The 14,389-nt window shown below is 72.8% G+C and carries 8 protein-coding genes; 2 read left to right on the plus strand and 6 right to left on the minus strand.

The window, feature by feature from the left end; genetic code table 11:
• Positions 1-163: 163 nt before the first annotated feature.
• From ABZU75_RS14435 to ABZU75_RS14445, 3 genes are read right to left on the minus strand one after another with little or no spacing between them, the layout of a single operon-like run.
• Entirely contained in the window at positions 164-1,300 is a 1,137-nt protein-coding gene (locus tag ABZU75_RS14435; protein WP_355553824.1) for an acetate kinase, read from the minus strand.
• Positions 1,297-3,342 carry a phosphate acetyltransferase gene (gene pta, locus ABZU75_RS14440; protein ID WP_355553827.1) on the minus strand — a complete coding sequence of 682 codons (2,046 nt, stop codon included), beginning with the start codon at positions 3,340-3,342 and terminating at the stop codon, positions 1,297-1,299. The genes ABZU75_RS14435 and pta overlap by 4 nt, the downstream gene beginning before the upstream one ends.
• Positions 3,343-3,370: 28 nt before the next feature.
• Positions 3,371-4,150 carry an alpha/beta fold hydrolase gene (locus ABZU75_RS14445; protein ID WP_355553830.1) on the minus strand — a complete coding sequence of 260 codons (780 nt, stop codon included), beginning with the start codon at positions 4,148-4,150 and terminating at the stop codon, positions 3,371-3,373.
• A gap of 179 nt (positions 4,151-4,329) precedes the next feature.
• On the opposite strand from ABZU75_RS14445, the gene typA reads away from it, so the two are divergent.
• Positions 4,330-6,183: a translational GTPase TypA gene (typA, locus tag ABZU75_RS14450; protein ID WP_355553833.1), complete on the plus strand. Its 1,854-nt coding sequence runs from the start codon at positions 4,330-4,332 to the stop codon at positions 6,181-6,183.
• A 66-nt stretch (positions 6,184-6,249) separates the two neighbouring features.
• On the opposite strand, the gene ABZU75_RS14455 is transcribed toward typA, so the two are convergent.
• Complete coding sequence (locus ABZU75_RS14455; RefSeq protein WP_355553836.1) at positions 6,250-9,021, minus strand: LuxR family transcriptional regulator; 2,772 nt, start codon at positions 9,019-9,021, stop codon at positions 6,250-6,252.
• 208 nt (positions 9,022-9,229) lie between these two features.
• Here ABZU75_RS14455 and ABZU75_RS14460 point away from each other — a divergent pair, with 208 nt between their 5' ends.
• Positions 9,230-12,034, plus strand: coding sequence for a LuxR C-terminal-related transcriptional regulator (locus ABZU75_RS14460; protein ID WP_355553839.1), 2,805 nt, complete (start codon positions 9,230-9,232; stop codon positions 12,032-12,034).
• Between the two features lie 89 nt (positions 12,035-12,123).
• Here the strand turns inward: ABZU75_RS14460 and ABZU75_RS14465 are convergent, their stop codons facing one another.
• Positions 12,124-13,116, minus strand: a complete 993-nt coding sequence (locus ABZU75_RS14465) for a hypothetical protein (protein ID WP_355553842.1) — start codon at positions 13,114-13,116, stop codon at positions 12,124-12,126.
• Positions 13,113-14,330 carry an MFS transporter gene (locus ABZU75_RS14470; protein ID WP_355553845.1) on the minus strand — a complete coding sequence of 406 codons (1,218 nt, stop codon included), beginning with the start codon at positions 14,328-14,330 and terminating at the stop codon, positions 13,113-13,115. The genes ABZU75_RS14465 and ABZU75_RS14470 overlap by 4 nt, the downstream gene beginning before the upstream one ends.
• Between the last annotated feature and the right edge of the window lie 59 nt (positions 14,331-14,389).

Genomic DNA, 14,389 nt, shown 5'->3' on the forward strand with positions numbered 1-14,389 from the left:
GGGGCGCCCGTAAGCCGTACGGGCACCCCCGCCGGACGTACGGCCCAGCACGCCCCCGCGACGCTGGGCAACCGCCTGACCGTCCCACGGCCCGTCGAACGACGGTCCGTGTCCCCGGACCAGTCACGGCGGATTTCGCACGTCCACCATGGGTAGACGTGCCTTATCTCCCGTTGGTTCGCGAAACCACCAGCAGAGTTTGCCTGGCGATCTCGAACTCCTCGTCCGTGGGGATCACCGCGACCCGCACACCGTCCCCGTCAGGGGAGATGATCGTGCCGCCCCGCACGTTGCGCGCCGGGTCCACGGTGATGCCGAGCGCCCCGAGACCGGCCAGCGACCGCTCCCTGACCAGCGCGGAGTTCTCCCCCACCCCTCCGGTGAAGGCGATGACGTCGACGGTGCCGAGGACCGCGTAGTAGGCGCCGACGTACTTGCGGAGCCGGTGGCAGTAGACCGACACGGCCAGCTCGGCGTCCGGGTCGCCCTCGCTCACCCGCTCCGCCACCGCGCGCATGTCGTTGTCACCGCAGAGACCGAGCATCCCGCTGCGGCGGTTGAGCAGCACGTCGATCTCGTCGAGGGACATGCCTCCGGCACGCGCCAGATAGAGGACGACCGCCGGGTCCAGGTCGCCGCTGCGAGTGCCCATGACGAGGCCCTCCAGCGGGGTCATGCCCATGGACGTGTCCACGCACCGCCCCGCGGACACCGCCGAGGCGCTGGCCCCGTTGCCGAGATGCAGGACGATCACGTTGGCCTCCGGCCGGTCCGCGAGGAGCGCGGCCTGGCGGGAGACGTACGCGTGTGAGGTGCCATGGAAGCCGTAGCGCCGCACGCCCAGCCGCTCGGCCACCACCCGGTCGATCGCGTACGTCGAGGCGGCCGGGGGGATCGTCGCGTGGAAGGCGGTGTCGAAGACGGCCACCTGCGGCAGATCGGGGCGGAGCCGCCGCGCCACCTCGATGCCCATCAGGTTGGCGGGGTTGTGCAGGGGGGCGAGCGGGATGAGCTCCTCGATCTTCCTGACCACCTCGTCGGTGATCAGTGTGGGCTCGGCGAAGGTCGTGCCGCCGTGCACCACCCGGTGCCCGATCGCGACGAGCTCGGGAGAGTCGAGTCCCAGCCCTTCGGCGGCGAGCAGGTCGGCGACCACCTTCAGGGCCGCCCGGTGGTCGGGCACCGGGGAGCCGAGCTCGCCGATCCGCTCCACCACTCCCGAGGCCAGGTGCTCGGCACCGCTCAGCAGCCGGTACTTCACCGAGGACGACCCGGAGTTGAGGACCAGCACCCGGCTCACAGCTTGACCTCCTGTGCCTGGATGGCGGTGATGGCGACGGTGCTCACGATGTCGTCGACCAGGGCGCCGCGTGACAGGTCGTTGACCGGCCGGCGCAGTCCCTGCAGAACCGGCCCGACCGCGACGGCCCCGGCCGAGCGCTGCACCGCCTTGTAGGTGTTGTTGCCGGTGTTCAGGTCCGGGAAGATCAGCACGGTCGCCCGGCCCGCGACCCGCGACCCGGGCAGCTTGGCCGCGGCGACGCGGGCGTCCACCGCCGCGTCGTACTGGATGGGCCCCTCGACCAGCAGGTCCGGCGCGCGCTCGGCGACCAGGGCGGTGGCGGCGCGGACCTTGTCGACGTCGGCGCCGCTGCCCGACTCGCCGGTGGAGTAGGACAGCATCGCGACCCTCGGCTCGACGCCGAAGCGCTCCGCCGTACGGGCCGAGGAGATCGCGATGTCGGCGAGTTGCTCGGCGTCCGGGTCGGGGTTGATCGCGCAGTCGCCGTAGACGAGCACCCGGTCGGCCAGGCACATGAAGAACACCGAGGAGACGATCGAGGTGCCGGGGACCGTCCTGATGATCTGGAAGGCGGGCAGGATCGTCGCGGCCGTGGTGTGCGCGGCCCCGGAGACCATGCCGTGCACGAGGCCCCGGTACAGCATCATCGTGCCGAAGAAGTTGACGTCGGCGACCACGTCCATGGCCCGCTCGAAGGTGACGCCCTTGTGCGCCCGCAACCCGGCGTACTCCTGGGCGAACGACTCGCGCAGCGGCGAGGTCAGCGGATCGACGACGGTCACGCCCGACGGGTCGAGGCCGAGGTCGGCGATCCGCCGCCGTACCACGTCCTCCCTGCCCAGCAGGGTGATGTCGACGATGCCGCGCCGCAGCAGGATGTCCGCCGCCCGCAGGATGCGGTCCTCCTCGCCCTCGGGCAGCACGATGTGCCGCCGGTCGGCCCGCGCCCGCTCCAGCAGGGTGTGCTCGAACATCATCGGGGTGACCCGCTTCGAGCGGGTCAGCTCGATCCGGTCGGCCAGGGCGGCGGCGTCCACGTGGGCGTCGAAGTGGCCCAGCGCCGTCTCGATCTTGCGGGGGTTGTCCGCGGTGAGCCGCCCCTCCAGGCCCGCCAGGATGGTCGCCACCTCGAAACTGCCCCCGTCGGCCGCCAGCACCGGCATGCTGGGCGCCAGGCGGGCTGTGAGCGCCCGTACGGCCGCCGTGGGCCGCTCCCCCACGGTGAGCACGACCCCGGCCGGTCTCACCGCACCGGCCGCCTCGGCGGCCAGCGAGACCAGCAGCAGGTCCGCGCGGTCGCCCGGTGCGATCACCAGCGCGCCGTCGGCCAGGTGCTCCAGGAACACCGGGAGCGTCGCACCGCCGAACACGAACCCGAACACGTCGCGGAGCAGGCTGTCCTCGTCGCCCTGGATCAGCTCCGCCTCCACCGCCCGCATGACCTGCCCGACGGTCGGCGCCGACAGCGACGGCCGCTCGGGGATGGCGTAGCAGGGGACCGGGAGCTCACAGTCGACGACCGTGCCCTCGGGCACCCGGTTGGCGATCACCGCGAGCACGGTGCAGCCCAGGTCGGAGAAGACCTGGTAGCCGGTGCGCATCTCGGCCGCGATCTCCTCGGCGGCGTCGCCGTGCGCGCCCACCACCACGATCACCGGGGCGCCGAACTCGGCGGCCAGGCGGGCGTTGAAACCCAGCTCGCGCGGCAGGTCGTCGGTGTCGAAGTAGCTGCCGAGCACCAGCAGCGCGTCACACTCCCGCTCCAGCGTGTGGAAGCGGGCGACCAACCGGCCGACGAGCTCCTCGACGCCCCGCTCCGCGTAGATCTCCGCGGCCTCCTCGGCGCTCACCCCCGTCACCGCGGCGGCGGGGCGGTACCTGCTCCTGAGCAGCTCCAGGATGCGGTCCTCGCCGTCCCCGGTGATCGGCCGGAACACCCCCGTGCGGCCGGCCCTCCGGGTGAGCAGCTCCATCAGGCCGAGCTCGACGATCTGCCTGCCGTCTCCCCGCCCGAGACCCGCCACATAGATGCTCCGCATGCGCCCCATCCCCCGCTGTAACCGATCCTCAAAAGGAGTAAACACCCTCCGGCGGACCGAAACGGGCGACGGCCCATCCACCGATGCGGCGGACCAGTTCCGGGGTGGCCGCCGACTCCGCGTGGCCGTACCCGGGCTCGACCCACAGCTCCTTCGGCTCGCTCGCGTACCCGTAGATCTGGTACGCGTGGTCGAGGGGGAAGAACGGGTCCGCGTCCCCGTGCACGACGAGCAGCGGCGCCGGTGAGATCTTCGCGGCCGCCGCGTACGGCGCCAGCGGCAACGGGTCCCACACGCCCTTCATGATCCGGGTGTTCTTGCCCAGCCGGGTGAACAGTCGCCCGACCGGCCTCTCGATCGCCCAGTGCACCTGGCGCATCGGCCGGGTCCCCCGGTAGTACCACCGCGCCGGCGCGCTCACCGACACCACCGCGTCCACCCCGCCGAGCACCCCCGCGTGCCGCAGGGCCACCGCCCCGCCCAGGGAGAACCCGACGGTCACCACCTTGCGGTAGCCGATCGCCCGCGCGTGCCGCACCGCCGCGTCCAGGTCGAGGATCTCCAGGTCGCCCACCGTCGACAGTCCCCCCGAGCGGCCGTGCCCCCGGAAGTCGAACGCCACCACCCCGCCGAACCCGCTGAGCACGTGGGCGATGCGGCGGGTGGCGCGTTCCCTGTGCGATCCGGTGAAGCCGTGGGCCAGCACGATCCCGAGGTCGGCCGCCCCGCGCGGCGGGGTGTGCGCGGCATCGATCCGCAGATTGTCCCGGGTCATGAGCATCACGGGGAACGACGGTGCGTAGGGCATGGATCCGAGCTTAGGGATCGCCCGTCCCGACCGACCTCATCCGGCGCGAGCAGGGGGCTCGGAGCGTGAATTGCCGCACTTCATCTGTCAGAGGCGTGAGAGCGATTGTCCGGATCAACTAAAATGGGGGAGCCGCAGGTTCCGCGGCCGCCTCCACGATCACAGAGTGAGACTCCATCATGCCTTTGAACAGCCGCGACGACCTGCGGAACATCGCGATCATCGCGCACGTCGACCACGGCAAGACCACTCTCGTGGATGCCATGCTCTGGCAGTCGGGCGCATTCCGCGTCAACCAGGACGTGGACGACCGTGTCATGGACTCCAACGACCTCGAGCGCGAGAAGGGCATCACCATTCTCGCGAAGAACACCGCGGTCAAGCACGGCGGTATGACGCTCAACATCATCGACACCCCCGGCCACGCCGACTTCGGCGGCGAGGTCGAGCGGGGTCTGTCCATGGTCGACGGCGTGGTGCTGCTGGTCGACGCCTCCGAGGGCCCGCTGCCGCAGACCCGGTTCGTGCTGCGCAAGGCGTTCGCCGCCAAGATGCCGGTCATCCTGTGCATCAACAAGGTCGACCGCCCCGACGCCCGGATCAAGGAGGTCGTGGACGAGGTCTACGAGCTCTTCATCGACCTGGACGCCACCGAGGAGCAGATCGACTTCCCGATCGTCTACGCCTCGGCCAAGGCCGGCCGCGCCTCGCTCAACCGTCCCGAGGACGCCGCCATGCCGGACTCCGAGGACCTGGAGCCGCTGTTCGAGGTGATCAAGGACACCATCCCGGCGCCGACGTACGACCCGACGGCCCCGCTGCAGGCGCACGTCACCAACCTCGACGCCTCCTCCTACCTGGGCAGGATCGCGCTCTGCCGCGTCCACCAGGGCACCATCAGGAAGGGCCAGCAGGTCGCCTGGTGCCGCACCGACGGCACCATCCAGCGAGTGAAGATCACCGAGCTGCTGATGACCGACGCGCTGGAGCGCAAGCCCGCCGAGGAGGCGGGTCCCGGTGACATCATCGCGATCGCCGGCATCCCGGACATCATGATCGGCGAGACCCTCGCCGACCCCGACGACCCGCGCCCGCTGCCCCTCATCACGGTCGACGAGCCCGCGATCTCCATGACCATCGGCACCAACACCTCGCCGCTGGTCGGCAGGGTCAAGGGTTCCAAGGTCACCGCCCGCATGGTCAAGGACCGGCTGGACAAGGAGCTCGTCGGCAACGTGTCGCTGCGCGTCCTGCCGACCGACCGCCCCGACGCCTGGGAGGTGCAGGGCCGCGGCGAGCTGGCGCTGGCCATCCTGGTCGAGCAGATGCGCCGCGAGGGCTACGAGCTGACCGTCGGCAAGCCGCAGGTCGTCACCAAGCTCATCGACGGCAAGGTCCACGAGCCGGTCGAGCGGGTGACCATCGACTGCCCGGAGGAGTACCTCGGGGCGATCACCCAGCTGCTGGCCGTCCGCAAGGGCCGCATGGAGCACATGACCAACCACGGCACCGGCTGGATCCGGATGGAGTTCGTGGTCCCGGCCCGCGGCCTGATCGGCTTCCGCACCGAGTTCCTGACCGAGACCCGCGGCACCGGCATCGTGAACCACGTGTTCGAGAACTACGAGCCGTGGTTCGGTGAGCTGCGCACCCGCAACAACGGCTCGCTGGTGGCCGACCGGCCGGGCCCGGTGACCCCGTTCGCCATGCTGAACCTGCAGGAGCGCGGCGTGCTGTTCGTCCAGCCGACCACCGAGGTCTACGAGGGCATGATCGTCGGTGAGAACTCGCGCTCCGACGACATGGATGTGAACATCACCAAGGAGAAGAAGCTCACCAACATGCGCTCCTCGACGAGCGACACGACGGAGACGCTGATCCCGCCGCGCCAGCTCTCGCTGGAGCAGGCGCTGGAGTTCATCCGCGAGGACGAGTGCGTGGAGATCACGCCGGAGAACGTGCGCATCCGCAAGGTCGTCCTCGACGCCTCGACCCGCGCCAGGACCACCGCCCGCGCCAAGCGCGCCAACTGATCGCCACCGGCCCTGCCCGGCCCGCGTCACCACGCGGGCCGGGCCTGGTCGGGGCCTGCGGCACCGTCACCCGCCGCCCTCCCGGTCCGGTGACAGCGGGAGTGCGGCGCCGAGTTGCCGGCGGCTGTGGACGCCCAGCTTGTGGTAGGCCCTCCCCAGCAGGTTGGTCACGGTACGCACCGAGACGCCGAGGTTCGCAGCTATGGCGGAGTCGCTGAGCCCCGCCGCCGCCAGCTCGCACATCTCCCGCTCCCTGCTGGTCAGGACCGTAGAGCCCGCGAAGGACGGGGGCCACAGGGGACGGTGGCCGTCACAGCGTTCGACGAGGTCGTCGAGGCGCCGTCGCGCCGCGTGGCCGCCGCCGGGCGCCGCACTCGCGGCCTCCAGGGCCAGTCCCAGATAGCCGAGCTCGGCGAACCGGTCGGCGATGCCGCGCAGCACCGCACCGTCGCGCGCGGTCAGCGCCTCGGCGTGGTCGGCGAAGAGTTCGAAGAGCGGGCTGTCGCAGGCGCCCGCGGCCTCCCGAAGGCGGGCCGCGGCCCTGGACGACGGGCGGAGACGGACGTGGTAGTAGGCGCACTCGACCCCGGTGGTGAGCCGCGAGTCGCGTAGGTAGCGGTCGGCGAGCCGGTTGGCGAGATCGGCGGCGTGGGCCGGCCTGCCGGAGTGGGCGAGCAACCGGATCCGGCTGAACTCCAGCCTGTCGCGCAGTCCCAGATCGCCGGGTATCAGCTCGCGGAGCCGGTCCAGCTCCTGGAAGGCCTCCTGCGAGCGTCCGAGGGCGGCGACGCACACGGCGTACTCGCAGCCGATGAAGACCCGCATCGGAAACGGTACGTGCTCGTCGACCAGCGCTCGCGCCTCCCGCAACGGGGCGAGCGCCCGCCGCGGCGAGCCCGCCCACAGCTGGCAGTGACCCCGCACGTGCCCGACGATGGCGACTTCCGACGGCTCCGCGCGTCGTACGGCCTCCTCGTAGTAGGTGTCGACGAGGAGAAGCGCCTCGCGGAGCCGACCCGCCAGGACGAGCGCGTGAACGTGGCAGGCCGCGGCCGAGCCCCGCATGGCGGGCCACCGCGCCGGCAGTCTCAGCGGCCCCCGGTCGAAGTCCTCCGCCGCCCGCGCCGGCCTGCCGCGGAAGGTGAGCCGGTAGGCCCGCAGGACCGTGGCGGCATCGGCGACCAACGGGTTCAACGGGCCGCGATCGGGGGTCGTGGGCGGCCCGGTCTCGGATGTGGTCCCGGCGAGGGGCGCCGCGGTTCCGGCGAGCGGGGTGGGCTCGGTCGCCGGGGTGGCTCTGGTGAAGAGCGCGAGTCCGAGTTCGGCCACGCGGAGGTCGGCGGATCGTTCCGTGCCCGGATGGCGTGCCATCGTCTGGTGCGCGTCGTCGGGCCGGCTGAGCCCCCAGAACAGGTTCAGCGAGCGCAGCGCCACCGTCTCGGCGGTGCCTCCCCCGTGGTCGGCCAGCAGGCGCTCGCCGTCCGCCGCCCGTCCCTGGGCGATCAGCGCCTGGCCCCGGAGGACCGCGCCCGGCGCGCCGGGGACGTGACGGGCGAGACTCTCGGCGAGCACGGGGTCGCCCGAGGCGAGCGCACGCCCACCCGCCACCAGCGCCTGTGACGCCGGGACGTCGAGGTCGGCCTCCAGCCGCCAGAGCACCGCCGCCGGGTCGCCGGGGTCGGGCACACCCGCCTCGCCCGCGGCGGCCACCAGCTCCCGGTATCTCTGCCTTCGCCGCAGGGGTCCGATCCCGGCGAGCAGGGCCTGCCGGTGAAGCGGATGGGACATGGTGACCTCGTCCGCTCCCCCGCGTGGGGTGAGGGTGATGACGGCCCGATGCGCCAGTTCCCCGACGATCGCGGGTCCGACCAGGTGCTCGGCCGTCGCCCGGAGGAGGGACCCCGTCAGGGCGACGTATTCCAGCGCCCTCGTCTCCCCCGCACCGAGCGTGGCGAGGTCGGCCGCGACGAGCTCGTGCAGGCGGGGGTGGCCGCCGGGAGACCCGCGCCAGGACCAGACCTCGCGCGATCGCGCGAGGTCCCCGGTTTCGAGGCCGATGCCGACGACGCGCTGGAGCAGCAGCGGGTTCCCGCGGGTGATCCGCCACAGCACGTCGGCGGTGAGCCCGTCGACCGGCCCTTCCAGGACGTCGGCGAGCAGGTGGAGGACGACGGCACGGGAGAGGTTCGCCACGGGCAGCACGACCAGCGGTCCCCTGCCGCACACCCGGGCGAGGGGGCCGTCGAGAGGCGCCCCGGAGCGCGCGGTGAGAAGCAGCGTGACGCCCCCGGTCCTGACGAGGTCGCCCACGACGGCGGCCGAGGCCGCGTCGAGCTGGTCGACGTCGTCGATGCCGAGCACGATCCGCCGAGCCGGAGCGTCACCGTGAACGCCGCCTCCGGTGCCCTCCGGAACACCGTCCCGAACGCCACCCTCGGCCCTGTCCGGGGCCGCGTCGTGAACGCCCCCGGGGACACCCCTCAAAGTCCCGTCGCGAACCCCGGCCAGCAGGCCGGAAACGACGGAAAGCCCGGAAGAGGAACCGGTGGAACCACCGGAGACGCGCAGGGCGGCGATCCCCACCCCGGAGATGTCCCGGGTGGCCTCGGTCGCGGCGCCCCGGATGATCAGGGTGCCCGCCGCGGCGGACAGATCGAGGACGAGGTCCGCGAGGCGGGTCTTGCCCACCCCCGGCTCACCGGTGAGAAGCACCCCCGATCCCGGCGGCATCGCCAGCGCCGCGAGGATCTCGCGTACCTCCCTCTCCCTGCCGGCCGTGGGCCATACTCCGCCGGCGACGGGTCCAAGGGCGTCGATGGCTCCGGAATCGTCGATCATGACCTCCGGATGTCCGGGCTTACTTCCGTCTGGCCGTTTCCCCGCCGATCGGCCCCCGCACCGGTTCATCGCCGATCGCCGTTCTCCGCACCGGCTCCAGGCGCCGGTGAGTTGGATTATTCATGGCCGTGCATGAATTCCAAGCGGTTCCTGACCATAATGGGTAAAGGTCGATTCCTGATGAACTTCCGGTGTCAAGGAGGGTCAGGTGCGCCCGTACGGCGACGCGACGGAGGCGATGCCCCACGACGGACGCGGCGTCGGCGGCCACCGCCCCGCCTGGCCCTTCGTCGGGCGGGCGGCCGAGATCCGGGCCGCCGTGGCCCGGCTCGGACGGCAGGGCGAACCGGGCGTGCTGCTTGTCGGCGAGACCGGAGTCGGCAAGTCCCGGCTGTTGGACCCGATCATGCTCGGCTGCCGTGACGAGGGCATGCACGTCGTCGTGACGGCCGGGGCCGAGGTGTCGAGCGGCCTGCCGTTCGCGACGATGGCGGCCCTGCTGCCCGAACAGGTTCACCGGAACACGGCGAACGTCTTCGCCGCCGCCGCCGACGTGCTGTGCGAGGTCGCGGGCGGCCGCACGTGCGTCGTGGTCATCGACGACGTGCATCACCTCGACGAGGTGTCCGTCACCCTGGTCCAGCATCTGGCCGCCACCGCGGGAGCGCGCGTCCTCGCCACGGCAAGGACCGGCTTCACCGGCGCGCCGGCCGTCGCGGCGCTGCTGCGCCGTCCCTTCGTCCAGACGTCGGCGGTGGAACCGCTGGACCGCGCGACGGTCGGCGCCCTGCTCGGCGCGGCGCTGGACGGGCCGGTCGACGGGCTGACCGTCGACCGGCTGTGGCGCGTCACACGAGGCAACCCACTGTTCCTTCGCCATCTCGTGGAGGCCTGCCTGACCTCGGGAACCTTGCGCCGAGTCAGCGAGATGTGGCGCTGGAAGGGCCGGATACCGTCCCAGCACGGGCTGCGCGACCTGGTCGCGGGCCTGCTCGGCAGCCTCAGCGGTGACGAGGCCCGCGCGCTGTCGTACGTGGCGCACGCCGAACCGGTGTCGCTCGACGTGATCGAGGCGCTCGTGGACACGTCCGTACTGATGGAGCTGGAACGGCGCGCACTGATCGCGGTCGAGCGGATACGTCGTGATCTCGTGGTCCGGCTGGGACATCCGCTGTACGGCGAGACCATCCGGGCCCGAGCCGGCGAGGACGAGCGCCGGGGCCTCTACCGCACGCTCGCCCGCGCGGTGCCCCACGGCCGAGCGGCCGCGGGCCAGGCGCGGCTGCGCGCGGTGACCTGGCGGCTGGCCGCGGGCGACCCGGTGCCCGGCGACCAGGTGGTGGGCGCCGCCTCCGACGCGCTGGTCCGCTGTGACGCCCCGCTGGCCGAACGGCTGGCACGCCACGCCGGCACCACCGCGGGCACGGATGTGCTGGCGCGGGCCCTGGTCGCCCAGGACAAGGCGACCGAGGCGGAGTACCTGCTGGGCAGGCGCATGTCCGGCGGGACCGGTTCGCCGAACGAACTCGCCAAGCTGGCGGCGTTACGCGCGCTCAACCTGTTCTGGAACCTGCGCTGCCCCATCGAGGCGGCGGAGGTCGTCCGGCAGACCCGGGCCGCGGGTCCACTGGACGGGGAGGCCGCCGCCGAGCTCGCCGTCGCCGAGCTGGCGCTGATCGCCTTCGGCGACGGCGCGACGGGGCTCGTCTCCGATCTGGCCCCGGGCGACCTGGCCAGGCTGTCCGCCGGAGTGCGGGACAGCGTGATCGCGAGCGTCTGCGATCCGCTCCAGGCGTACCTGAACATCTACCTCGGCCGGCCCTCGCAGGTGGCCGACGGCTACGCGGCCGGGCGGCTGGGCGCGCCCCGAGTGTGGAGCGCGATGGGCGCCGCCACGGCGGCCTGCCACGTGCAGGCCCTCGCCTTGGCGGGCCGGCTCGACGAGGCGTTCGCCGTGGCCCGCTCCGGCTACCGGGCGGCCGTCGAGCGGGAGGCCTCGGCCGAGGCCGCGCTGCTCACCTTCGAGCTGGGCATCTGCGAGGTGTGGGCGGGACGACCGAACCGGGCGCTACCCCACTTCCGGGAGGCGTGCACGCTCCTCGACCGCCATGTGCCCTTTCCGATCCAGGTCTACGTCTTCGCCGAGCACGCCGCCTGCCTGGCCGCCGTGGGCCGGTTCGACGAGAGTCGCCGGACACTGGAGGAGATCACTCGCCGGCTGCCCGCCACGTCGAACCTGCACAGCCACCTGGACCTGGCGAGACTCCGCGTCGACGCCCTGGCCGACGGGAAACGGGCGAGCATCGGGAGCGGCGGAGAACCGGATACCGGGGCGGGCCGGGCAGAGGTCGCGGAGGCCGGGGCCTCGCTGGGCATGCGTTACCGGTCGGCGGGATGGTTCACCAAGGCGGTCGAGGCGCTCTACCTCTCGGTGCGGCTGCGCCCCGCGCACGCCGTCGCGGAGGTCCTGCACGAGGTCGTCGCCCGCTGCGACAGCGAGCTGTTCAGGCTGTTCGACCGGCACGGCCGAGCCGCCGTCGCCGGTGACGTCGACGACCTGGTCTCGGTGGCGGACGAACTGGCGGAGCGAGGGTACAACAGCCTGGCCAGGGAGGCCCTGTCGACCGCGACCGACGTCGCCGCCCGGCGGGGCGCGGGACGCCTGGTGGCCCGGTTACGGATTCAGGGGCGTGACCTGGCCCGGCTGTGCGAGGGGTACGGGCCGCCGTGGGCGGTGCGGGCCGAGCCGCAGGCCGCGCTGAGCGAGCGTGAGCGCGAGACGTGCGAGCTCGCGGCGGGCGGCATGACCAACGACGCCATCGCCGAGCACCTCGGCCTGTCCAGGCGGACGGTCGCCAACCACCTGCAACGCGCCTACGGCAAGCTCGGCGCCCGGGGACGTGAGGACCTGCCGCAGGCCCTCGGCCTGCCCCGCCCCGTCCCACCGGTGGGCCCGACCTGGCTCACGCCGTACCCGCACGGCGAGGTGACCGGCCGGGGCCGGCTCTCCTGACAGGACCGGCGGCAGCGGCCCTGACAGAGGAGGCCGGGGCGGGTGCCGTGACGGAACCCGCCCCGGCCTGCGCGGCGGGACCGGGCGGGTCAGCCTAGCGGGGCGGGGGACTCCGCGTCGGGGACCAGCAGGCGCGCATGGCCCCCGCCGTCCGCGGGAACGGCCCAGACATCAGAGTGCCGCGCGTCCCTCGTCACGCCGTACATCACCGTCCGGTCGTCGAGCCAGGCGGGCTGGTCGTCGACGGCGCGCGTCTCGGCCAGCGGGATCTCGGACATGGTCGCCAGTTCCAGGACGGCAGGCCGCCACGTCCCGTCCGGCTGGGGTTTCTTGAACGCCAGCCGGGTACCGTCCGGCGACAGCGAGGGACACTCCACGTTCTGGCGGAGGGTCCGCACCCGCCGCGCCGCGAAGTCGCCCTCGACGAGGTACGTCCGGCCGCCGGTCGACATGGTGGCGTAGAAGCGGTTGTCGTCCGCGGCGAACGTGACGCCCCAGAAATTCACGTCGGCGGCCTCGTACGGGCGGCCGTCACGGGTGACGGCGAAGGTCTCCAGGGTTCCGGCCACGTCCCCGGTACGGGTGTCGAGGATTCCCGAGCGGGTGGAGAACGCACCGGCGTCGTTGTAGGAGTCGCCCTGGACGAACACGGTCCACGACACCATTCGCCCGCTCGCCGACACTCTGGCGCGGCTGGGCACCCCGGCGAACGGGCTGGACCAGGTCTGCCGCAGGCGCCTGTCGAACAGCACGGTCTCGTAGGAGCCCGGCGCGTCCACTTCCTCGCGCAGGCAGACGCCGGTGCCGCCCGCCGCGTACGCGCGGACACAGGCCAGGGCCAGGACGTCGCGCCGGCCCCGGCCCGCGACGACGAGCCTGCCGTGCTCCGGCCCGTCGGCGGTGCTGCGCACCAGCACGCCGGGCCCGACCGGCAGGCCGGTGCCGGGCGGGGCGGTGGGCGAGGCGGTGAACGGTGTCGCCGGCGTGTCCGGCCGCGCGGCGCCGGACAGCAGCGCGAACCCGACCGCCACCGCCACCAGGACGGCGGTGGCCAGGATCGCGCCGACGACGCGGACCCTCATCGCAGCCACCGCCCGCACAGCGGGAGCGCGAGCGCGACGGCCCCCGCGGCGGCCCAGCAGGCCGGGGCCGGTCCCCACACCTGCCACGCCACGCCGAAGGCCGCCGAGGAGACCAGGTAGGCCAGCGCCTGCCCGGTCTGCACGACCGCCATTCCGCTGGTCCGCCACCGTTCGGGTATGACAGGCCCGGCGCACGCCATCAATACCCCGTCCGTCGCGGCGTAGAAGGTTCCGTAGAGCAGCAGGACCAACGGGATGGACCCGCCTCCCGTCGCGAGCAGCACGTACACACCGAGCAGGGCCGCGCATCCGGCCATCACCGTCGTACCGCGGCCCGCCCGGTCGGCGAGCCAGCCCATCGGCGTCGCCAGCAGCAGGTAGGCCAGGTTCGTCCCCACCGCCAGCAGGGGAAACCACATGATCGACAGATCCTCGCGGCGCTGCAGGATCAGATAGACGAACCCGTCGCCGATCGTGACCAGGCCGAGGAGCACGGCGGCCGACCAGACCTGCCGCATTCCCGGGGCCCGGAGCGACTCCCACGGTGAGGTCCGGGCCCGCCGCTCAGCGGGCGGAGCCGGCTCGCGCCGGTCCCGGACGAACAGCGCCAGCAGCAGCACGCCGAGGGTCGCGGCGCAGAAGCTCGCCACGAACACCGCCGGGAACGCCTGGCCGGAGCCCGCCAGGGCCAGCACCCCGAGCGCGGCCAGCGGCCCGAGAAAAGCCCCCACCGCGTCCATCGTGCGGTGGATACCGAAGGCCCGCCCCAGCATGGGTTCCGGAACCGACAAGGTGATCAGCGCGTCGCGCGCCGGGGTGCGCAGCCCCTTGCCGATCCGGTCGGCCGCCAGCGCGCCGCCGATCCCCGCCACGGACGGCCCCGCCGCGAGCAGGCCGAGCCTGGCCAGGGCCGACAGGCCGTACCCGAAACCGGCGACCGCCTTGCGCAGACGCCATCTGTCGGCCGCGTAGCCGCCGGCGAGCCTGAACACCGTGGTCATGCCGGCGTGGAGCCCGTCGAGCACACCGTACTGGGCCATGCCGAGGTGTAACCCCAGCACGAGATAGGCGGGCAACACCGCGGCCACCATCTCGGCGGAGACATCCGTCACCAGGCTGACCAGGCCCAGTGCGAGCACGTTGCCCGACAGCAGGCGGCGGACCGGGCCGCCCTCCCGTGCGATGGGCGCGGACCTGGCGGTCGACAGGTACACGTGGAACCGCCTCCTCTGCGAGCGGTGGAGCGGTGACCGGGCCGGTCACCCGCGGGTAT

It is taken from the genome of Streptosporangium sp. NPDC005286, from assembly GCF_040607515.1.
Classification (GTDB): Bacteria; Actinomycetota; Actinomycetes; order Streptosporangiales; family Streptosporangiaceae; genus Streptosporangium.